Annotated in this window: 15 protein-coding genes and 1 pseudogene; 7 read left to right on the top strand and 9 right to left on the bottom strand. The window is 64.0% G+C overall.

From position 1 onward, the window contains the following. Window positions 1-27: 27 nt before the first annotated feature. The 3 genes and pseudogenes from CAP2UW1_RS26055 to CAP2UW1_RS08215 all read right to left on the bottom strand — a co-directional run. Window positions 28-2,253: pseudogene (locus CAP2UW1_RS26055) on the bottom strand (PAS domain S-box protein); the annotation flags it as partial. Between the two features lie 807 nt (window positions 2,254-3,060). Further along, on the bottom strand, window positions 3,061-4,692 hold the full coding sequence (locus CAP2UW1_RS08220; protein ID WP_366915824.1) for a class I SAM-dependent DNA methyltransferase: 1,632 nt from the start codon (window positions 4,690-4,692) through the stop codon (window positions 3,061-3,063). Window positions 4,693-5,143: 451 nt separating this feature from the next. After that, a complete protein-coding gene (locus CAP2UW1_RS08215; RefSeq protein WP_199931603.1) occupies window positions 5,144-6,361 on the bottom strand; it encodes a type IIL restriction-modification enzyme MmeI in 1,218 nt (405 codons plus the stop codon). 116 nt (window positions 6,362-6,477) lie between these two features. Between CAP2UW1_RS08215 and CAP2UW1_RS08210 the strand changes: the two genes are divergently transcribed. Together CAP2UW1_RS08210 and CAP2UW1_RS08205 are read left to right on the top strand one after the other, a co-directional pair. Further along, a complete protein-coding gene (locus tag CAP2UW1_RS08210; protein ID WP_015766176.1) occupies window positions 6,478-6,687 on the top strand; it encodes a hypothetical protein in 210 nt (69 codons plus the stop codon). Then, complete coding sequence (locus CAP2UW1_RS08205; RefSeq protein WP_291911845.1) at window positions 6,638-7,072, top strand: PIN domain-containing protein; 435 nt, start codon at window positions 6,638-6,640, stop codon at window positions 7,070-7,072. The genes CAP2UW1_RS08210 and CAP2UW1_RS08205 overlap by 50 nt, the downstream gene beginning before the upstream one ends. Before the next feature lie 79 nt (window positions 7,073-7,151). On the opposite strand, the gene CAP2UW1_RS08200 is transcribed toward CAP2UW1_RS08205, so the two are convergent. Genes CAP2UW1_RS08200 through CAP2UW1_RS08185 form a run of 4 tightly spaced genes read right to left on the bottom strand, consistent with a single transcriptional unit; the run spans window position 7,152 to window position 10,948 of the window. Then, a complete protein-coding gene (locus CAP2UW1_RS08200; RefSeq protein WP_015766174.1) occupies window positions 7,152-8,219 on the bottom strand; it encodes a polyamine ABC transporter substrate-binding protein in 1,068 nt (355 codons plus the stop codon). Between the two features lie 8 nt (window positions 8,220-8,227). After that, on the bottom strand, window positions 8,228-9,019 hold the full coding sequence (locus tag CAP2UW1_RS08195; RefSeq protein ID WP_015766173.1) for an ABC transporter permease: 792 nt from the start codon (window positions 9,017-9,019) through the stop codon (window positions 8,228-8,230). Next, window positions 9,016-9,870, bottom strand: coding sequence for an ABC transporter permease (locus CAP2UW1_RS08190; protein ID WP_015766172.1), 855 nt, complete (start codon window positions 9,868-9,870; stop codon window positions 9,016-9,018). Before CAP2UW1_RS08190 ends, CAP2UW1_RS08195 begins: the two co-directional genes overlap by 4 nt. After that, the gene (locus CAP2UW1_RS08185) at window positions 9,863-10,948 is read right to left on the bottom strand and encodes an ABC transporter ATP-binding protein (protein WP_015766171.1); all 1,086 of its coding nucleotides are present in this window, start codon (window positions 10,946-10,948) and stop codon (window positions 9,863-9,865) included. The genes CAP2UW1_RS08190 and CAP2UW1_RS08185 overlap by 8 nt, the downstream gene beginning before the upstream one ends. A 190-nt stretch (window positions 10,949-11,138) precedes the next feature. Between CAP2UW1_RS08185 and CAP2UW1_RS08180 the strand changes: the two genes are divergently transcribed. Next, window positions 11,139-12,146, top strand: a complete 1,008-nt coding sequence (locus CAP2UW1_RS08180) for a zinc-dependent alcohol dehydrogenase family protein (protein WP_015766170.1) — start codon at window positions 11,139-11,141, stop codon at window positions 12,144-12,146. Here the strand turns inward: CAP2UW1_RS08180 and CAP2UW1_RS08175 are convergent. Together CAP2UW1_RS08175 and CAP2UW1_RS08170 are read right to left on the bottom strand one after the other, a co-directional pair. Next, on the bottom strand, window positions 12,134-13,699 hold the full coding sequence (locus CAP2UW1_RS08175) for a DUF1302 family protein (RefSeq protein ID WP_015766169.1): 1,566 nt from the start codon (window positions 13,697-13,699) through the stop codon (window positions 12,134-12,136). The two genes, CAP2UW1_RS08180 and CAP2UW1_RS08175, sit on opposite strands and share 13 nt — an antisense overlap. Beyond that, entirely contained in the window at window positions 13,683-14,492 is an 810-nt protein-coding gene (locus CAP2UW1_RS08170; protein WP_015766168.1) for an ABC transporter ATP-binding protein, read from the bottom strand. Before CAP2UW1_RS08170 ends, CAP2UW1_RS08175 begins: the two co-directional genes overlap by 17 nt. 54 nt (window positions 14,493-14,546) lie before the next feature. Between CAP2UW1_RS08170 and CAP2UW1_RS08165 the strand changes: the two genes are divergently transcribed. The 4 genes from CAP2UW1_RS08165 (at window position 14,547) to CAP2UW1_RS08150 (ending at window position 20,841) form a co-directional block, all read left to right on the top strand. Next, window positions 14,547-15,344 carry an outer membrane lipoprotein-sorting protein gene (locus CAP2UW1_RS08165; RefSeq protein ID WP_015766167.1) on the top strand — a complete coding sequence of 266 codons (798 nt, stop codon included), beginning with the start codon at window positions 14,547-14,549 and terminating at the stop codon, window positions 15,342-15,344. A 221-nt stretch (window positions 15,345-15,565) separates the two neighbouring features. Further along, window positions 15,566-16,354 carry a PEP-CTERM/exosortase system-associated acyltransferase gene (locus CAP2UW1_RS08160; protein WP_015766166.1) on the top strand — a complete coding sequence of 263 codons (789 nt, stop codon included), beginning with the start codon at window positions 15,566-15,568 and terminating at the stop codon, window positions 16,352-16,354. A gap of 78 nt (window positions 16,355-16,432) precedes the next feature. Continuing rightward, window positions 16,433-18,634: an HDOD domain-containing protein gene (locus CAP2UW1_RS08155; RefSeq protein WP_015766165.1), complete on the top strand. Its 2,202-nt coding sequence runs from the start codon at window positions 16,433-16,435 to the stop codon at window positions 18,632-18,634. A gap of 2 nt (window positions 18,635-18,636) precedes the next feature. After that, window positions 18,637-20,841 (top strand): putative bifunctional diguanylate cyclase/phosphodiesterase, encoded by a 2,205-nt coding sequence (locus tag CAP2UW1_RS08150; protein WP_015766164.1) that lies wholly within the window; start codon window positions 18,637-18,639, stop codon window positions 20,839-20,841. Window positions 20,842-20,879 lie beyond the last annotated feature (38 nt).

Genomic DNA, 20,879 nt, shown 5'->3' with positions numbered 1-20,879 from the left:
CGCGACGATCCGGGCTTGCGAAGTCGATTGCGCGCTGCCCGAATCGAGGGCACTCAGCATCACCACAAACTCATCGCCGGCGAAACGCGCCACGGTGTCCATCTCGCGCACGCAGGCTTTCAGGCGGTGCGCCACCTCGATCAACAGCAGGTCGCCGGCTTCGTGGCCGTAGGTGTCGTTCATCGCCTTGAATTCGTCCAGGTCGACGAACATCAGCGCGCCCTGGCAACCGGTGCGCTTGCTGACGGCCAGCGTCTGTCGCAGGCGGTCCAGTAGCGTCAGCCGATTGGGAAGTTGCGTGAGCGTGTCGTGGAAGGCCAGATGACGGATTCTCTCCTCGGCCTCGCGGCGCTCGGTGACGTCATGGGAGAGGACGACGACGCGCTTGGTACGGCCTTCGCTGTCCTTGATGGCGCCGCCGCGCGACTCCATCACACGGACGCGGCCGTCGCTGGTGACGAAGCGATATTCGAGATGCTGGCCGACGCCGGTAGCGACGGTGTCACGGAACGATTGCATGACCCGTTCACGGTCATCCGCATGGATATCGGCGAAGGAGGAGGTGCCGGGAAGCTTCCGGTCGCCGACCAGGCGGGCGTAGGAGGGATTGTTGTAGATCCGCCGTCCGTCGACGTCGAGAACGGCCAGGAAACCCTCGAGGTTCTCGGCGATCAGGCGGAAGAAGGCTTCCTGTTCGCGCAAGGCGTCTTCGGTCTGCCGGCGTACCGTGATATCCGTGTTGGCGCCGGCGACGCGGATCGCCTTGCCGTTCTCGTCGCGCAGAATCATCGCGCGACAGATGGTGTGCAAGTAATGGCCGTCGCGGTGCCGCAAGCGGAATTCCACTTTGCAGGAGTCGGCACCGTCCGCCAAAGCCGCCCCGAACACCTGGCGAACGCGCTGCACGTCGTCGGGATGGGTCAGTCGCTGCCACAGTTTCGTATCGAAGACGAGTTCGTCGTCGACATAGCCGAGCATGTCCCACCAGCGCGGCGAATAGTAGACGTCGCTGCGTCGCAGATCCCAGTCCCAGAAGGCGTCCCGGGTACCACGCAACACCAGTGACAAACGCTCTTCGCTGGCGCGCAGCGCTGCCTCCGCTTGCTTGTTGGCGGTGATGTCTTCGGTGAAGATGACGATGCCGCCGACGCTTCGCTGCGCGTCGTACCAGGGATGGATCTCCCAGCGCACCCACTTCACCGAACCGTCGAGCCTTTCGAAGCGGTCCCCTTCCGAGCGCAATTCCTCGCCCGCCAGGCCTCGGCGATGCGCTTCCTTCCACTCTTCCGGGAGTTCCGGGAAGACGTCGTAGTGTGACAGGCCCTGCAGATCGCGCTTTTCCAGGCCGTGATCGGCGAACCAGCGGTTGCTCGCGTACAGATAGCGCATGTCGCGGTCGAACATCGCCAGTCCGGCCGGCGCGTATTCGATGAACAGTCGACGCTGTTCTTCGCTGGCGGCCAGCGCCTCCTCCGCCTGCTTGATCGTGGTGATATCGGAGAACAGCGTCACCACCTGGCGGATCTTGCCTTGCACGTCGGGCACCGTGCTGACGGTCTGCATCTCGACATACAACTCGCCGTTCTTGCGCCGGTTCCAGACTTCGCCGGACCAGTAGCCATCTTCGTTCAGCGCGCGCCGCCTGGCCGCGTAGAACGCCTTGTCCTGACGCTCTGAGGCGAGAAATCGCGAGTTGCGGGCCATGGCTTCTTCACGGCTGTAGCCGGTGATGCGGGTAAAGGCGCGATTGACCTCGACGATCGTGCCGTCGGTGGCGCTGATCATGATGCCTTCGCGGGCATGCGAGAAGACGCAGGCCGCCAGTTGCAGTCGGACCTCGCTCTGCTTGCGGTCGCTGATGTCGCTGATCATGACGCGAAAGACGGCAGCGTCAGCGTCGTCGCGAGCACTGGTGGCGTCCACGCGCGCCCAGAAGGTGTCGCCGCCCTGCTTCACCATCCGCAGTTCGCACGCCGGCGATTCGCCGGCCGCGAGCAGCCGTTTGCGGTAGAGATAGTAGATGACCTGATCGTCATTGAGGATGAAGCGGGCAAACGGCTGGTCGATCAGCAGATCCCGGGGCACGCCCAGCAGGCTGGCGCAGGTCAGGTTGGCCTTGAGGATCAGGCCCTGTCGGGAAAGCGTCAGGTAGCCCGCCGGCGCCAGGTCGTAGAGTTGCCGATACTGCTCGCGCGACGCCTCGATCTCGGCCTGGGCACGGCGCAGCTCCTCGTTCTGCCTGTCGAGCGCCATCCGTTGCACGCGCAGTTCATGCAGCGTCCACTGCAGGGATTCGGGCGACGGCGCGCCTTGCGGCTCCGCCAGGCCGGGCTCCGGCACCGGGGCTGATGCCGGCGAGCGCGGCGCTTCTGTAGCGTCCTTCTTCTCCTCGGTGCTCACCGGCTACCTCCATGGTCCATGTACGGCAGCGATTCGTCCGCTGGGTCGACGAATGGCCTCCATCGCATGCACATCGGTCGCGCCTCATCCACCGAAAACAGTCGCCGCCTTCCAGCAGGTCGACGACCGAATTCCCAGCCCCCCCACTATAGACCAGCTTGTGCCGCGATCACGCAGATCGGGCAGAGATTGTAAAGAAGTCATTATAGTTCTGTGATGACCGGAACCAGGCAGGCGCCGCTAGATCGGCTTGCTGGCGCGGGTGGGGGCCTTGCGCTCGGCCTTCTTCTTCAGGCCGAGGGACGGATGTCCCGCGTCGAAAATCGTAGCGCCTGGCTTGAAATGCTGTCAAGGCGCCGCTTGCTGGCGGCCGCAAACAAGCCATTCGCTCGACCAGGGAGCGTAGTGCGCGTGTCGTGTTGGCAACACGACGGCTCGTGATGGCAATTTGTCGCGCCGTGATCGAATCACGACACGTCGTGGAAGGAATTTGCTTCACCGGGCTGCCATCACGACCTGTCGTGATGGCAGCACGCGACGGCGTGTTGCCAATTTGTCGTGCCGTGATCGAATCACGAGGCATCGTGCCAGGATTTTGTCGCCGGGTGATGGCGGCACGACGCGCGCACGCCCTTGGCCAAGGCGGTGAACACGCGACCCTCAGCCGGCGGCGGCCGCGCGTTGCAGGTTCAGCGCCAGCAGCCGGCGCAGGATTTCTTCGTCGGGCATCGCCGGGGTGTAGTCGCTCCAGCCATACGCGGCGGCGACGGCGTGGTCGAGTTCCTGATGCGCGAGCGCGAGCCAGGCGGGACGGGCATTGTAGAGGTTGGTGAGGGTGCGTTTCTTCAGATCGGCGGCGTGGCCGGACCTGGCCACCGGACGCTTCGGGAAGCCGGCTTTCTCTTCTTCGGGGGTAATCACCCAATCGACCCATTCGGCGGGGTTGAGCCAGTTTTCGCGCAGTTCGTCGAGGCGCCGCGCGGCTGATCCGATTCGCTCGGCGAGCGGACCAGTCGGCGCAGTCTGGGCCGTGTCGCGGGGGGTCAGGTGCTCGGGGAAAGGGAAGGTTTCGAACGTGGTCCTGGAGGTATAGCGCGGGCGATCCTCAAGGCTCGTCCCCATGCGAAGCGCCCACAACGCGTGAAAGCGCGATTGCAGGATGCCAAAGGTCGCATCGTCCGGGCGCGCTACGACGACAAGATTCTTGTCCGCCACCACCGCCGCCGGCAGCCAGACGAAAACGCGGTGCTTGGCGACTTCCGGTGTCGCGATGAAGCGAGGCAGTCTTGCAACTTCCCGTTTCATGTCTGCCGCTGATCGCTTGAACAACCAGAATTTTTCGCGAATACTCCTTTCGGCATTAGTGTCGCGCTCCGGCTTGACAAGCGTCAAGACATGAACGAACGGCGTTTCAAACAACATGGCGGCGGTCTGAGAGTATTCCGCGAAATCGACGATCCACTTGTCTCCCGGGCGCTGCGTGACATCCATACCGTTGCGCCAAGGGCGAACCACGTCCGCATTTGGCCGGCCGTTCGGATTTGGCAAACTTAGCCACTGGCGTGCCAGCGCGCCGGGAACGTCGAAGGCTCCGCCCTTGGTGATTCCCTGGAAAGCGGCGCAAGCGTTCTCCGCCAAGGCCTTGGCCTGCGTCAGATCAAGCCCCGCGCCTGCCGTCAGATCGGCGTGAATGGCGGCAACCTCGGCGTCGTCCAGCCGAGCGCTGCCGTCGATGCCCGAACCTCTCCCGAAACCCAGCAGCGACACCCGCACCGCCGCCCCTTCATTGACCCACGCTTCATCGCTCCAGGCTTCGAAGATGCGCGTCGTGTCGACGATGCGATCGAGCACCTTGCGGTTGGCCCCGCCGCGAATCGAGTTGGTGGCGACCAGCCCTGCCCGCTCGCACAAGCCGGCCTCGATCTGCGCGCGGCTTTTCTCGAACCAGTAAGTCACCAGGTCGGCGCCGCCGGGAACGCGGCCTGCGTAGCGCTTGCGCAGGCGTTCGACGTAGTCGGCACCGAGTTCGCCGCGCATCATCTTGTCGCCGAGAAACGGCGGATTGCCGACGATCACATCGGCCTTCGGCCACACCGCTTCGCTGCCGTCGGCGTCGAGCAGCGCGTCGCGGTGCTCGATATGGTCGAGCGGCGCCAGGATCGGGTTGCGGCGGAAGTCGTAGCCGTTCTTCAGCATCCACTGTATTTCGCCGACCCACACCGTCACCCGCGCCAGTTCGGCGGCGTAGGCGTTGATCTCGATGCCGAGCACGTTGGCCGGGCTGCTTTCGATGGTGAGTTGCCGTTGCAGGCCGAGCGCTTCGGCGTCGAGGTTGGCGCGGTGCTCGAGTGAGCACGGTCAGCTCCCGTGATGGGAAATCGCTCAACTTTGGTCAAGCAAGTTGATGGCTTTGTCGATAACTCCATGATTTCTTGAATAATCACGATAACTGATGGAGTGCTCGAAGTGCCATCACGGTGTGATCAGGACTTGGTCAACAAGAGTGATGTGTTGTAATGGTCTGACTTTGTTTGGTTTTTCTTGTTACCCTGTCATAAATAATCACGAGCGTGATGGGCTCGATGACTCGGAGACGGGTCAAGGGCAGGCTGCGGCACTATGCAGCCTGGCGAAGCACCCCCTTGACGCGGCGGAGAGTCGATACGCTCGATCATGGCTGTTGGTGCGGCATTTCGCGCCAACAGCCATGATGACTGGCTGCGGTTTCTCAGCCAATCATTCGCTAAGCCATCAAGTTCTGTGAACATTGAAACATCAAAAACGTTGGCGGTACACACTCGAGGTCCTTGAGCGCGCGCAGGCTGAGGTACAGGAAGTTGCCCGAGCCACAGGCGGGGTCAAGGACGCGGAAGCTTTTCAGGCGCTCGATGTAACCGAGGAACAGCGCCTGGGCTTCCTTCCAGGCGCTCTGCGAGCCTTTGCCGCCCGCGTGATATTTGGCGACCAGCGGGCCGATGCGCGCGCGGGCTTGCGCCCATTCGCGCGCCAGCGGTTCGACGATGACCGGATTGACGAGCTTCATGATCGTCCCCGGGTCGGTGTAGTTGGCGCCGAGCGGGGCGCGGATCTTCGGGTCGAGGCCGCGTTCGAAGAGCGTGCCGAGAATCGACGGCTCGATGGCGCTCCAGTCCATCTTGCTGGCGGCGTGCAGCGCGGCGACCTCGCCGGGCGTCAGTTCGATCAGGTCGACATGGGCAAAGAGGCCGCCGTTGAACCAGGCGATGTCTTCGAGCAGGAAGTCGCCGCCGTTCTGCATGGCCTGGAAGAGTTCACCGAGCGCGGCGCCGAGCTTCACCGTGTCGGCGCCGCGCTTGGCCATGACGCGCTCGAAAAGGTGCTTGGGCAGCAGTTCGATGTCTTCGGCAAACATGCAGAACAGGCACTGGATCAGGAAGTGCGCGACCTTCTGCGGATCGTGGCCACGGCTGGTCATCGATTGGGCGATGTCGGCGAAGCGGCCGGCGGCGTCGGCGGTGATCTCGCGCACGGTGCGGCCCGGACGGAAGCTTTCGGGGTCGGTGAACAGCCGGCGCAGCTTTTGCAGGTTGTCGGGCGTGCCGATGTCTTCGAGGCGGATGGTGTGCGTCTCGGACGGCGTGCCGGTGAAATGGGTGTGGATCTGCGTCACGTCGCGGTTGCTGACGACGAGCAGCGGCGGGTTGTCGAGGGCCAGCGCGTAGGTCATCAGTTGCTTGAGGGCGCCGCCGAGGTCACCGCCCGGACCCTTGTTCTCCCAGCCGAAATGCCCGCGCTTCCAGACATCCGCCCAGCCATGCCCGGCGCCGGTGCGCGTCGCGCCGCGTTCGAAACAATAGTTGTCCGAATCGTTCGGGGCGTCGACGCCGAGCAGCGCGCACAGGTCGAGGAAGAAGGCCTGCGAGCCGGCGCGCTCGGAGAGTGGGTTGTCGCGCCATCTGGCGATGAACTGGCTGGGGGTCATGGGCGTGGCGCTGAGCGTTGGCAGAGCGTGGAAGCATAGCCGATGGGCGACCATGGTTGTTGAAAGTCCGTCGGCCTGTCGGTTAGACTTCGGCCAATCATTTGGAGTGGCCAACCATGAACACGATGGAACGAATTGTCGAGGAAGTGCGGACGCTGCCTGAGACGGATGCGCGAGAAGTGCTGGATTTTGTTGGCTACCTCAAGTCCAGGCGCGCACAGACCATGGCGGCAACTGCGGACATGAGCGAATTCGATCAGTTCGGTGCGGTGTTCGATGGCAAGTTCAACCGTGATGAGTGCTATGACCGCGAAGTGCTTCGCTGACACGAACGTCGTCCTGTATACCATTGGGAAGGACAGCCGCAAGGCGGAGATTGCGCGCGGCATCCTGGCGGCGCGTCCGCTGGTCAGCGCGCAGGTCATCAATGAGGCCATCAATGTCTGCCTGCGGAAGCTCGATTTTGGTCGGACGAAGGCGTACGCCTTCGCAGATAGTGTGATGCGGCTTACCGATGTGCTGCCCGTCGATGAAACGACCATCCGCAAGAGCGCAGAGCTGGCCATCCGCTACCAGCTTGCCAATTGGGATGCACTGATCGTGGCAGCAGCCGTGCTCGCCGGCTGCGATACGCTCTATTCCGAGGACCTGCAGAATGGACAGGTGCTGGCAGACCAGCTGTCTGTCGTCAATCCGTTCGTCACCGCATGAAGCACTGGCCATACGCTTGCGTCGAAACCCTGATCGGTTGCTCTTGGCTCTCGATGAGGGCCGTATCGATCAGCGGCGTTCAGCGCACCTTGATCTCGGTCCACATCCGCGACAGGATGCGGCGCGTTTTCGGGTCGAAATCGCGCAGCATTTCGAGCCGCCGCAGGTCGCCGGGCGGCGGGAAGATGCCGGGATTGCCGGCAATCTCGGGGCGGATGTGCGGCGTCGCGGCGGCGTTCGGGTTGCCGGCGCCGATCAGGTTCGAGACATCCGCAGCGTTGGTGCCGTCGAGGATGAAGTCGATGAAGCGGTGCGCGAGGTCGGGGCGCTGGCCGCCCTTGAGCAGGACGAAACTGTCGACCGCCAGCACCGCGCCTTCCTTCGGCGTGCGGAATTCGATGGCGAACGGCCGTTTCGCTTCCAGCGCGTCCTGCTGCGCCCGGTACATGTCGCTCGAGTAGCCGTGGGCGAGCCAGATGTTGCCGATCGCCAGGTCCTTGATGTAGGTGCTGTTCGAGAACGTCGCCCAGTAGGGCTTGGCGCGCAGGATGAGACGCTTGGCTTCGTCCCAGCGCGCCGGGTCGATCTCCTGCACCGAGTAGCCAAGGTATTTCATGGCCGCGGCCATCAGTTCGCGCTGGCTGTTGAGCACAGTCACCTTGCCCTTGAGCTTCTCGAGGTAGCGCGGCTCGAAGATCAGCGCCCAGGTGTCGGTCGGCAGGCCAAGCTGGGCCAGCCGCCTGGCGTTGTAGCCGAGCAGCGTCACCGTCGTCGCGTAAGGCACGGCGTAGCGCATGCCGGGATCGTACCAGGGCTCGCGAAACTCGGCCTTCAGGTTGGCGAGGTTCGGCAGCCTGGCCTTGTCGAGCGGGCGCAGCGCCGCCTTGCGGAGTAGCGTCTCGACGGCAAAGCCGGTGGGAACGACCAGATCGTAGCCGGTGGCGCCGGCTTCGAGCTTGGCCAGCATCTCCTCGTTGTCGGAGTAATAGTCCTGGTTGACGCGGCACTGGCACTGCGCCTCGAAACGGCGAACCGTGTCTTCCGAGAGGTAGCTGTTCCAGATGTAGAGATAGAGGACATCTTCGGCGTGCGCCGGCGTCGCCAGAGCGCCAAGCAGCAGCAGCGCCAGCCGGCGGACGACGCGCAACAAGCTCCTCACATCCTGCCCTTCAGCGCGTCCGGCGCCAGCCTCGCGGCCAGCGCAATCAGCGTCAGCGTCAGCGCCATCAGCAGCGTCGAAACGGCATTCACTTCCGGCGTCACGGCCACCTTGATCATCGAGTAGATCTGCAGCGGCAGCGTGGTGACGCCGACACCGGCAACGAAGAAGGTGATCACGAAATCGTCGATCGAGAGGGTGAAGCTCATCAGGAAACCGGCCAGCACGGCCGGCAGGATCAGCGGCAGGGTGACGCGCCGGAACGTCTGCCAGGGGCCGGCGCCGAGATCGCGCGCGGCCTCGAAAATGCTTTCGTCGAGCATCGCCAGGCTGGTGCGCACGACGATCGCGACGAAGCCGATCGAGAAGGTGATGTGCGCAATGAGGATCGAGACGAGGCCGAGCGTCAGGTCGAGCACCTGGCGGAAGAACAGCAGCAGCGACACGCCGAGCAGGATCTCGGGCATCGCCACCGGCGTCAGCACGAGAAAAGGCAGACAGCGCAGCAGACCGGAGCGCCAGCGCTGCATGGCCATCCCGGCCATGGTCCCGAGCACGGTCGCCAGCGTCGCGGCGGTGAGGGCAATGAGCAGCGAGTTGGCGGCGGCGCCGAGCATCTGCTCGTCGGCGAACAGCGTCGCGTACCAGCGCGTCGTGAAGCCGACCCACTCGGCGTTGAGCAGCGAGTCGTTAAAGGAGAAGAGGACGACCACCGCCAGCGGCAGGTAGAGAAAGGCATAGACGGCGAGCGCCGCCGCCCATAGCCAAGCGGTTGCCCGCCCCTTCATGGCGAACTCCGGCGCGGTCGTCCGGCCCACGCCGAAATGCCGGCGAGCAGCAGCACGGCGATGGTCAGGAGGATCGACAGCGTAGCGCCGAGCGGCCAGTCGCGGCTTTCCAGGAACTGCTCCTTGATCAGGTTGCCGACCAGGATGTCGCCCGTGCCGCCAAGCAGTTCGGGAATCGCGAACATGCCGAGTACCGGGATGAAGACCAGCGCCGAGCCGGCCCAGATGCCGGGCAGTGACAGCGGCAGCGTGATTCGCCGAAAGCGCGTCCAGGTATCGGCGCCGAGATCCTGCGCCGCTTCCAGCAAAGCCGGGTCGTGCTTTTCGAGGTTGGTATACAGCGGCAGGATCATGAACGGCAGGTGCACGTAGACCATGCCGGCGATCACGGCGAACGGGCTGTACAGCAGATCGGCCGGGCCGAGCACGATGATCCAGGCGTAAATGCGAATCAGGAAGTTGCTGGCAAAGGGCAGGATGACGAGCAGCACCAAGAGGTCGCGATGACGCCTGGCGCTGCGTGCGATGGCGAGGGCCAGCGGATAGGCGAGAACGAGGCAGAGCAGCGTCGTCGCCGCGGCGACGAGGAAGGAACGGAGAAAGATCTCGGCGTAAATCCAGTCGCCGAAGAAGAAACGGTAGGTCTCCAGCGACAGATTCCACTGCCCGTCCTGCCGGGCAGGCGCCAGCCCCCCGAAATCGCCCGGCTCCCGGAAGGACGCGCCGAGCATCAGCAAGGCCGGCGCGAGAAAGAAGACGAGCAGGAACAGCGTCGGCGGCAGGCTGACCAGCCACCGGGTCAGCGATTCGCCCGGCCCGCCGGCGTGGCGGGCGCTTCGCCTCTCAGTCATGCAGGAAGACCCCGGCGGCGAGCCGCCAGGCGACGTCCACCGGTTCGCCGCGTTCGAGGAAGCTGGCGGGTCCGGGAAGCGAGTTGGCGAGCAGCGCTTCGAGCACGACGCCATTGTCGAGGGCGATCTTGTAGACGGTAACGTCACCCAGGTACAGGTGGTCGCGGACGACCCCGTGGAAGTGGTTCTCCAGCGCCTGCGCCTCACCACGAGCGACGATACGGATTTGCTCCGGACGCAGGGCCAGGGCACCGCGTTCGCCCGGCCTGGCGTCGACGGCCGAAGCGCCGACGATCTCGCCGAGTCCGACTGCGAAGAGCCGCAGGTGGTCGGCGGCGACTTCCCGCACCTCGACCGGCAGCAGGTTGACGGTGCCGATGAAATCGGCGACGAAACGATTGCGCGGGTAGCCGTAGATCTCCTGCGGGGCGCCGATCTGCTCAAGGCGCCCCTTGTTCATCACCGCGATGCGGTGCGACAGCGCCAGCGCCTCCTGCTGCGAATGGGTCACGAAGACGAAGGTGATGCCGACCTCGCGCTGCAAGGCGATCAGTTCGCCCTGGATCTGCTCGCGCAGCTTGGCGTCGAGCGCCGCCAGCGGCTCATCGAGCAACAGCAGGCGCGGTTTGTTGATCAGGCTGCGCGCCAGCGCGACGCGCTGCTTCTGGCCCCCCGACAACTCGTGCGGAAACTGCCGCGCCTTGTCGGCCAGATCGACGAGTCCGAGCGCTTCGTCGAGACGGCGACGAATCTCGGCGTGGCCGGTGCCGGCCATCTCCAGCGGGAAAGCAACGTTCTGCGCCACGGTCAGGTGCGGAAAGAGCGCGTAGCTCTGGAAGACCGTGTGCACCGGGCGCTTTTCAGGGGGAATGCCGGCCAGCGGGCGGCCGTCGAGCAACAGTTCGCCGCCATCGGGTTCATCGAAGCCGGCGATGATGCGCAACAGCGTGGTCTTGCCACAACCGGACGGACCCACCAGGGTAAAGAACTCACCCGCCTCGATCGACAGGGAAACGTCGTCAAGGGCCTTGAGGTCGCCGAAGCGGCGGCTGACGTTGCGGATCTCGAGCAGTGCCATGGTGACCTGCAGTCTAACGCATAAAGTCCGCGCTCCGCCAAGGGTCTGCAGGCGCGCGTGCCGCGAACCACTCGCCGCGGCGGTCAGCGCCGTTGGCCGGGCGCGTTGCGTCGAGCCAGGGGCGAAGCATAGAATCGTCGGCGTTCGCTTGCCGCAGCCTGGCAAGGAACGCCATGCGGAGGTCTGCCAAATGAAAGCGATGATTCTGGATGCGCAGGGCCAGCCCTTGCGGCTGGCCGAAGTGCCTCGGCCAAAACCCGGTGCCGATCAGGTCCTGCTCGAGGTACGCGCCTGCGGCGTCTGCCGCACCGACCTGCACGTCATGGACGGCGATCTGCGACAACCGCGACTGCCGCTGGTGCTCGGCCACGAGATCGTCGGCGTGATCGTCGACAAGGGCGCCGAGGTGCAGCGATTCGCGCTTGGCCAGCGCATCGGCGTCCCCTGGCTCGGACGCACCTGCGGCCATTGCCGTTACTGCAGCAGCGGCGCCGAGAACCTTTGCGACGCGGCGGAGTTCACCGGCTACACGCTCGACGGCGGCTACGCCGAATTCGCGCTCGCCGATCAGAACTACTGCTTCGCCCTGCCTGACACTTATTCCGACGCCGAGGCGGCACCGCTGCTCTGCGCCGGGCTGATCGGTTACCGCTCGCTGGTTGCCGCCGGCGACGCGCGGCACCTCGGCATCTACGGTTTCGGCGCGGCCGCGCACATCATCGCGCAGGTGGCTCGCTGGCAGGGACGCGAGGTCTTCGCCTTCACCAAGCCGGGCGATGTCGAAGGCCAGGCTTTTGCCCGCCAGCTCGGCGCGGCCTGGGCCGGCGGAGCCGACGCGGCGCCACCTCGGGAAATGGACGCGGCGATCCTCTTCGCACCGGTCGGCGACCTGGTGCCGCAAGCGCTTCGCCACACGGTCAAGGGCGGCACCGTGGTCTGCGCCGGCATCCACATGAGCAACATTCCCGAGTTCCCCTACTCGATTCTCTGGGGAGAGCGCTGCATCCGCTCGATCGCCAACCTGACCCGGCGCGATGGTGAGGAGTTCTTCGCCGTTGCGCCCCGGGCCGGTGTCAGGACGGAAGTGGAGTGTTTTCCCCTCGAATCGGCCAACGAGGCGCTGCACAGGCTGCGAATTGGCCAGATCCGTGGCGCCGCCGTTCTCGTTGCCGGCCAGGACACGTCTCAGAAACTGTAGCGCAGCTCCGTATAGACGCGGTCCTTGGCGTCGTAGCGACCGAAGTAGCCGTACGCCGGCCCGTTGAAAATATCGACGCCAAGTGCGAGACGCCAGTTCTTCTCGAAGTTCCAGTTGACTCGCGGGCGGAGCATCCAGTCGGTGCGGTTCAGGCTGGCGACCCACAAGGCCTGCGCCTCGACCTTGTCGCCGAACTTGTGGTTGAGCAGCAGGCTGTAGCCGCTTTCGTTGGGCGACGTCAGCGTGTCCGGATTGTGGTCGAAGAAGTGGGTCTGGAAGAGCTGAACATTGATCCGGGTGTCGGTGAACTGGGTGAAGTCGAGGCCGAGCACCCAGAGAAGCGTGTTCTGCGACACGACCCCGTCGGGATCCGTGGCGTTGGCGACCTGGACGTTCAGGCCGTTGGTGTACACGGCCTCGGCCTTGAAAACCACTGAGCCAAAGTCCTTGGCCACCGTGCTGCCGAACTGGTCGATACGATCGTGCCGGGCCTGGTAGACGACGGTCGGCACGGGACCGGGGACGATTTCCCGGTAGAAGGTTGGCGCCACGCTCATGCTGCTGTAGGCAAAAGCCGCCACATCCCAACCGTCCCGCAACATCGACAGGCGCATGCCGTAGTTGGTATTGGAGAGATTGCGCGTCGGAAACTTCTCGTTGCGGAAGGTCGCCGTCGGATACGGCACCAGGGTGTAGTTATAGAACTCGGCACCCGGCTTGCCGATGTTGTCGTAGCTGGCGACCGGGATCCACAGCAGTTCGGCGTGCAGATCGTCCTTGAAATACTCCGCTCTGACAGCCCACTGCGGAATCCGCAGGATGTCGAATTCGGGCAGCACGAAATGCCGCAAGTCCTTGGCGGAAACCACGTCGCCGAACAGCAGGCCGACCATCTCGCCCCAGATGACATGCTGCCGGCCGACACGGAAATCCCAGTCACCGGCGCCAATGTCGAGGTAGTTCTCACGCAGCAGGACGTTGAACCGCTGGTTGTTTTCCACGGCCTGCGGGTAGAAGTCGGTCACCGAGTAGACGGCGTCATAGTCGATGCGCGCACCCAGCTTCCATTTGACATTGCTGCTCAGGCTGCCCTGCGCACTGAGATCGAAGCGCGTCATCATCTCGGACCAATGCGCCGGCTGCGGATAGGTATAAGCCATCACGTTGTCGACAAAGCCCTTGAAGCCGGCCGTCCGCGACGGCGCGCTGCCACTGGCCGCGTCGGCCGTCGGCTTGAGCAGGGCCTCGTCACCGAACAGCGCATCCCGATTGGCCGCGCCTTCTGTCTCCTTGACCGGTTCCGCGGTTTCCTTGAGCGGCTCCTCGGTTTCCTTGACCGGATCGTCATCGCCAAACAGGGCATTCCGACCCTTCGGCAGATCGGCGTCCGGCTTCGCGGCGAGCAGCGTCGCCGACGCTGCGGCCGCCAACGGCCGCGAGACGGCGATCGGCGGACCGCCGGCGCTGCCGGTGGTATCGGCCTGCACGCAAAGCGGCACCGTCGCCCAGAGCAGCGCGAAACACGCGCACGGCCTTCTAGTTGTGTTCTGCATTGTTCGTTTCCCCACCTGAGGGCGTCGCTTCGGTCGAAGGGCGGTTCTCCGGGTTACCGGCACCGCCTTCCGACGGGCGGTGACGCGCGAGGGACCACTTGGTGCTTGAACGCACGCCGAGCATGGCGATCTCCCCGTCCTCGATACGGACCAGTCGGTCCGCTCGAGCGATCACGCGTTTGTCGTGGGTGGAGAAAATGAAGGTCGTCTTGAAGGCACGGTTGATCTTCTTCATCAGCAGGAGGATCTCCTCGCCAGTCCGGTGATCGAGGTTGGCCGTCGGCTCATCGGCGAGGACGATTGCCGGCTTGATCGCCAGCGCCCGGGCGATGGCCACCCGCTGGCGTTGGCCACCACTCAACTGGTTCGGACGATGCTCCGCGTATTTCGACAGACCGACGACATCCAGAAAATATGCCACGCGCTTCCGCCGCTCCGACGCCGTGACATCGCGCCGGTGAAGCAGTGGGTATTCGACGTTCTCGGCAGCCGAGAGGACCGGCAGCAGATTGAAGGTCTGGAAGATGAACCCAATCGTGCGTGCGCGCAGATCGGCGAGCTGATCGGGCGTACGGTCGCTGACGTCCTCGTCGTTGATGAAAATCCTGCCGCTGGATGGCGTGTCGATGCAGCCGATCAGGTTGAGAAGCGTCGTCTTGCCACTCCCCGACGGGCCGGCGATCGCCAGAAAAACCCCAGGATCGAAAGCCAGAGTAATGTCTTTGAGGGCTTGGACTTTCTGTTCGCCGAGCAGATAATCCTTGTTTACATGTTCGATGCGGACAACGCTCATTCGCTGGCACTTCCTGCCAACCGCGTCGACGGTCAGCACAATGGGGTGAAAACTATGGAAATCATGACGTTCCGCCATACGAGTGTCAAGACTGCGTTGGCCCTTCTGTTTGTTGCCATCCTCACCTGGACGCACCCCGCGCCGGCCGCCGATGCCGGCGCACCGTCCGTCAGCGATGATGCAGAGGCCCGCTTGATCGTCGAGAAGGCCGATCAGGTGCGTTTCCCGGCCGAGGGATTTCAGGTCGACGTGGCGATCACGACGACCGGCAGCGGACAGTCCGCTGACGTGCGCAAGTACCGCGTGTTGTCCAAGGGCAACACCAACAGCGTCGTCATGGTGACCGAGCCAGCGTCCGAGCGCGGCCAGATTCTGCTCATGAAAGGCCGCGACCTGTGGGTTTTCATGCCCGATGTGTCGCAACCGATTCGCCTCGCCCTGTCCCAACGACTGACCGGTCAGGTGGCCAATGGCGACCTGGCGCGCGCCAATTTCGCCGCGGACTACAACCCGAAACTCCTGCGTACGGAGAAGATTGGCAACGATGACTATAACGTGCTCGAACTGATCGGCGTCGACCGCAGCGTCACCTATCAGCGCGTGGTCTACTGGGTGCGTGACAAGGATTTCTGGCCATACAAGGCGGAGTTCTACTCACTCTCCAATCGCCTGCTGAAGACCTGCAAGTACGAGAACTTCAAGCCCATGGAAGGCCGAAAGCGGCCAACCCGACTGGTCATGGAGGACGCACTGCGCGGCGGCGAGCAGTCGGTTCTCGAATATGGAAGCATGAAGCTGCGCGATCTGCCCGACAAGATATTCACCAAGGATTACCTGAAGAAGCTCGACTAGCAGCAGCCTCGCCTTCTTGCGACGCCAGCCGGACGACGACTCGCGGGCGACGGAGGCAGAGCACAGGCCGCCCGCCGGCTTGAGGATCGCGCGGCCACTGCTTTGCCAAATCCATCACACTTGCCGCCGCGAGGCGGCGAATATCCGTCTCACTTCGTAGTACCATGCCACGTTGGAGCGGCAGCCGGCCGGACCGCAGCTGAACAGTAGAAGGGTGGCGAATGTTTTTATCGAATCTGACGGAACTGACGATCAGCCAAGGCTACCGCCGGTTCTTCAAGGTCGTGCCGGCGCTCACCGACGAACTGCGCGCCGAGAACTACCGCATCCGCCACGAGGTGTATTGCCGTGAACTGGGCTTTGAGCCCGAGCGCCCCGAGGGCCTGGAAGCCGACGCATTCGACGCTCAGTCGGTGCACTGCCTCGTGCAGTCCGCCACCACGGGACAGTACGTCGGATGTGCACGCCTGGTGCTGGTTGATCTCGACAAGCCACAAGCGCCGCTGCCGTTCGAGATTGGCTGCGAGGCCACACTTGACAGGTCGATTATCGATCCGATGGCCATCGACCGCTCCCACATCGCCGAAATCTCCCGCCTGGCGGTGATCGGCAGCTACCGCCGGCGGCAGGGCGAGCAGAACCGACCGATTTCCATTTCCGAAGAGGACTTCGGTACCGAAAAGCAGCCACGCCAGCCCTATCTGGCACTCGCGGTCTATCTCGGGCTGCTCGCGCTGGCCCGCCATTACGGCATCACGACGCTCTTCGTGCTGACCGAACCGCGCTTGGCGATGAACCTTACCCGACTCGGTGTGCGGGTGCAGAGGATCGGCGGCGAAATACAGCACCGCGGAACTCGAGTTCCGTCGATGATGTCGGTGAACGAGATCATCGACGGCATGAATTTCCTGCTCCGTTCGCTCTTCGAGGTGATCGCGCGGGAAGTCAGGGATGGCCTCGGCGCTAGCGACGAGTACGCCGTGCGCGCCAGGCATCACCCTCTTGTTTAGGTGCGCCGCAAGACATGCGCGCTCCACGCGCCGCGCCGCCCGCTGTTAGAGAGCGAACCGGCGTGTCTTCGCCGCGCCATGTATAGCCTGCCCGAGCCGATCCGTCAGGCAATGGAGTCCGGGCGAGTCCCCTCTCCACCGCAGGTACTGCTGCGACTGCTGCAGATGGTCGACGACGACGGCACCACGATGTCCGAACTTGCCCGACTGGTCGAACAGGATCCGGGGTTATGCACACGAGTCCTGACTGCAGCCAACTCGCCGGCCATCCGGCGGGGCAACCCGATGCGCAGCATCGAGAGCTGCCTGATCGCGCTCGGTACCCGCCTGGTACGCTCGATTGCCACCTGCCTGTCGGTCCAGAGCCTCTTCGATGAGCGCGCCGCCGCCCGAATCGTCGACCTTTCAGCCTTCTGGACCCATTCGCTGCTCACCGCCGAGTTGTCTCGCAGCCTCGCCGCGGCGAGTGGCTACCCGCGGCCGGACGAAGCTTATCTGGCCGGTCTGCTGCATGATGTCGGGGAACTCATTCTCCTCTCGGCGCTTGGTGATCCCTATGTGCAGATCCTTGCCGCTGCCGGCAGCGAAACCGCCCTGTCAGAACTGGAGAGCGAGCAACTGGGCGTCCACCATGGCGAGATCGGCACCTGGCTGGTGGATCAGTGGCAACTCGACTCAGCGTTTGCTGACGGCATTCTTTTCCACCATCTGCCGGCAGACCAGATCGTCACCGCCGCCCAGTTGCCCCAGGTGGTCTGGCTGGCGCATGCGCTGAGTGGCGGCGACGAGGCCCCGGACGTGCTGACGGACCTTGCCGACCAGATGTTGGGGGACACCGACAGGCTGCCCCTGCGCGTGTTGCGCGAACAGGCCGAGCAACGGATGTGCGTGATTGCCGACGCGATCGGCATCGCCCCCCCAGACCCGGCAACTGGCGACCGCGCGGCGGGCCTGCCGCGCGTGCTCGCCGGCCGCAGGCACCACCCAGGCGAGGCGCAGACCCGCATCGCGACCCTGATCGGCAACCAGGCCCTGATGCAACCCCTGCAGCAGGATCTCTTCGCCCTCACGACCGATGCCGAGGTCCTGCTCGCACTGCGCGAATCCGCGCGCATCCTGTTCGACCTCAACCGTCTCGCCTTCCTGCTCTGCGATCCGGTCGACGGCCGCCTGACGGGCAAGGAGATCGCCGGACAAGCGGCGATCTTCGCCCAGATCAGCATCGTCCCCGAGGCAAGGCGAAGCCTGGTCGCCACCGCCGCCCTCGGCGGCCAGATCTGCTCTACCTACGACCAGCAGCCAGCCCCTGCCCCGTCCCTGCTGGACATGCAATTCGCCAGAGCCCTGTCCAGCAGCGGCCTGCTCTGCCTGCCCATGGTCGGCAAAACGCGAACCGTAGGGGTCATCATCGCCGGCCTGAGTGCCGGCCAACACGCCCGCCTGTCTCGCCGCCTGCCCTGCCTGGCCAATTTCGGGCGCATCGCCGGCATCAGCATCAACAACTGGCGTACCGCGCGGGACGTGCGGCAGCAGGCAGAAGAGGAAGCGTCGGTTCGCTTCACTCGCAAGGCCAGACGTGTCGTCCACGAAGCCGGGAACCCGCTGACGATCATCAAGGGCTACCTGAAGATACTCGACGGCAAGCTACCGGAAGGAATCGAAGTTCATCAGGAACTGAGCGTGCTCAGCGAGGAGATCGACCGTGTAGCGGCCATAGTGCGGCGCTTGAGCGAAGTTCCCGGGGCGCTGCCCGACCACCAGGTGGTCGACATCTGTGATCTGCTGCGCGACCTGCTGCTGCTCTACCGCGACACCCTGTTCGAGTCGCGCGGAATTGCCGTGGAAACGCTCCTGCCGACGCACCCCGTATGGGTTGCCTGTGACCGTGACAGCATCAAGCAGATCGTCGTCAATCTCTGCAAGAATGCCTCGGAAGCGCTCTCGCGCGGACAGCGCCTGAAGCTTTCGGTCACCGATGACATCCGCTCCCAGGGACGCCAGTACACGGAACTCCGTTTCGAGGACAATGGTCCAGGCATGAGCGAGCTCGCGATGCGCGCCCTCCAGCGCCCCCGCGACGGCCGACTCGGGGAGGTGCGCGGCCTGGGCCTGTCGATCGTCGGCACGCTGGCCAGCAGGCTGCAGATTCCGGTCACCTGCCGCAGCCAGGCCGGCTCCGGTACCATGATTGCGCTACTCTTGCCGACACTGCAGCCAGGCGAGCACGAAACACGCCACACGAGGAAAACGATCTCATCGCCGGACACCGGCCAGGAGTAACGATGCAGGCCATACCCAACGTCGACTTTTCGCCACAGATCCCGGAACCAACGACAAGCGGCAGCACCCTCCTGATCGTAGACGACGAGGAACGCATCAGGACGGCCTACCGACAACTGCTGGCGGCCGAGGGACGCAAGATCGAGGACTGCGGCAGCGGCAGCGAAGCCCTCCGCCGGCTCGAACGTCGCGACGTCGATCTGCTGATCCTTGATCTGAACCTGCCCGACATCCATGGGCTGGAAATCATGGAATGGATGGTGACGAAGCACATCGCGACGGCGGTTGTCGTCTTCAGTGGCGACGAATCCATCGACTCGGCGATCCGCGCCCTGCGCCACGGTGCGCTGGAGTTCGTCCGCAAGCACGGCAGTCCCCAGGAACTCATCGACACCGTAGACCGTGTCCTACACCGCTGCCGGATCGAGCGTGAACACGCCCTGATGACCGTTCGACTCGAAAACTCCGAACGCCTGCACCGCTTCCTGGTGGAACAATCACCCGACATCATCTACACGCTCGACAAGAAAGGCCACTTCATCTTCGTCAATGGCCGAGTGCACGGCCTGCTCGGCTACACGCGCGAGGAACTCCTCGGCAAGCACTACTCGACGATCGTGCATCCGGATGACCAGGAGCACGCCCGCTTTGCCTTCAACGAGCGCCGGATCGGCGATCGAGCCAGCACCAATGTCGAAATCCGACTGCAAACGAAGACCCACAGGGTACGCCATTTCGAGAACCGGACGATCGTCGCCATTCTCAGCGCGCAAGGTCTTTACGCCGCCGCCCACGACGGACCGGCGACTCGCCACTTCATGGGCACCTCCGGCGTCGCCCGCGACATCACCGACCGCAAGAAGGCCGAGGAGACCATTGCTTTCCAGGCCTTTCACGACCTGCTCACCGGACTCCCGAACCGCGTCCTCTTCAAGGATCGACTGGCGGTTGCCTTGACGCAGGCAAGGAGAAAAGGCAAGCGGCTGGGCGTGATGTTCATCGACATCGATCGCTTCAAGCTCGTCAACGACACGTATGGCCACCATGAGGGTGACGAACTGCTCAAGAGCTTTGCCCAGCGAGCGCGCAGCTGCCTACGTTCCGGCGACACGCTGGCACGCCAGGGGGGCGACGAATTCACCGTCCTGTTGCCCGACCTGACCAGCGGCGAGGATGCCGCTGTCATCGCCGCCAAGGTCCTGGCGGAAGTCAAACGACCTTTCAGGATCGCCGGACTGGATTTTTTCACCACCGTCAGCATCGGCATATCGCTCTTCCCGGACAGTGGCGAAACCCCGGAAACCCTGCTGCGCAATGCCGACATTGCCATGTACCAGATCAAGGGGCGTGGGAAGAACGGCTACCTCCAATACGCACCCGAGATGCACAGCGGCCACAGCATGCGGATCACGCTCGAGAGCGATCTGCGCGCCGCCCTCGAAGGCGGCGACCAGTTCGAACTCCACTATCAACCCCAGATCCGCTTCAGCCAGGGACTGACGATCGGCATGGAAGCACTGATCCGCTGGCGCCACCCGCAGCACGGTCTGATGGCGCCGGACACCTTCATTCCGCTGGCCGAAGAAACCGGGTTGATCGTCGCCCTCAGCGACTGGGTACTGGACAGGGCACTCGGCCAGTTGGCGGTCTGGCGTCGCCAGGGATTCACCAGTCTGCAACTGGCCATCAACCTCTCACCGAAGGATTTCGAGCGCAACGACCTGCCCGAACGACTCGTTGGGCGCCTCGCTGCGCACGCCATTCCGGCGGACGCCATCGACATCGAGATTACCGAAAACCTGTTGATGAAGGAGGCCGAGAAGAACATCGATATCGTCAAGCAACTGCGCGGCTGCGGACTGCGCGTTGCCATCGACGACTTCGGCACACGCTACTCGTCACTGAACTATCTGCGCCGCTTTCCGATCAACAGCATCAAGATCGACCAGTCGTTCGTCCGAGATCTGAACCCGCAAAACCAGAGTTCGACCGCGATCATCCACGCGATTTCCTGCATCGCCCACAGCTTCGGCTTGCGCGTCCTGGCCGAAGGCGTGGAGACTGAAGCCCAGAGAAAACTCCTCAGCACGCTCGACTGTGACGATATGCAGGGTTTCCTGTTCAGCCGGCCGCTGGCCGCGGCCGAGTTCGAGGATTTCCTGACCGCCGGCGCCTTCCCCTCGCGCGAAGGGCCGCGCGTCTGCTAGCCCCTGTTCGTACTCGCTGGCCATCATGCGCACACCAT

It is taken from the genome of Candidatus Accumulibacter phosphatis (assembly GCF_000024165.1).
Lineage (GTDB): Bacteria > Pseudomonadota > Gammaproteobacteria > Burkholderiales > Rhodocyclaceae > Accumulibacter > Accumulibacter phosphatis.
This window is presented reverse-complemented; position numbering and strand designations above follow the sequence as displayed.

Bases quoted from the DNA above. Each gene is read 5' to 3' on its own strand.
- CAP2UW1_RS08215 (WP_199931603.1), bottom strand. From the start codon at position 6,361: ATGACCCCCAGCCAGTTCATCGCCAGATGGCGCGACAACCCACTCTCC.
- CAP2UW1_RS08210 (WP_015766176.1), top strand. From the start codon at position 6,478: ATGAACACGATGGAACGAATTGTCGAGGAAGTGCGGACGCTGCCTGAG.
- CAP2UW1_RS08205 (WP_291911845.1), top strand. From the start codon at position 6,638: ATGGCAAGTTCAACCGTGATGAGTGCTATGACCGCGAAGTGCTTCGCT.
- CAP2UW1_RS08195 (WP_015766173.1), bottom strand. From the start codon at position 9,019: ATGAAGGGGCGGGCAACCGCTTGGCTATGGGCGGCGGCGCTCGCCGTC.
- CAP2UW1_RS08190 (WP_015766172.1), bottom strand. From the start codon at position 9,870: ATGACTGAGAGGCGAAGCGCCCGCCACGCCGGCGGGCCGGGCGAATCG.
- CAP2UW1_RS08185 (WP_015766171.1), bottom strand. From the start codon at position 10,948: ATGGCACTGCTCGAGATCCGCAACGTCAGCCGCCGCTTCGGCGACCTC.
- CAP2UW1_RS08180 (WP_015766170.1), top strand. From the start codon at position 11,139: ATGAAAGCGATGATTCTGGATGCGCAGGGCCAGCCCTTGCGGCTGGCC.
- CAP2UW1_RS08175 (WP_015766169.1), bottom strand. From the start codon at position 13,699: ATGCAGAACACAACTAGAAGGCCGTGCGCGTGTTTCGCGCTGCTCTGG.
- CAP2UW1_RS08170 (WP_015766168.1), bottom strand. From the start codon at position 14,492: ATGAGCGTTGTCCGCATCGAACATGTAAACAAGGATTATCTGCTCGGC.
- CAP2UW1_RS08165 (WP_015766167.1), top strand. From the start codon at position 14,547: ATGGAAATCATGACGTTCCGCCATACGAGTGTCAAGACTGCGTTGGCC.
- CAP2UW1_RS08160 (WP_015766166.1), top strand. From the start codon at position 15,566: ATGTTTTTATCGAATCTGACGGAACTGACGATCAGCCAAGGCTACCGC.
- CAP2UW1_RS08155 (WP_015766165.1), top strand. From the start codon at position 16,433: ATGTATAGCCTGCCCGAGCCGATCCGTCAGGCAATGGAGTCCGGGCGA.
- CAP2UW1_RS08150 (WP_015766164.1), top strand. From the start codon at position 18,637: ATGCAGGCCATACCCAACGTCGACTTTTCGCCACAGATCCCGGAACCA.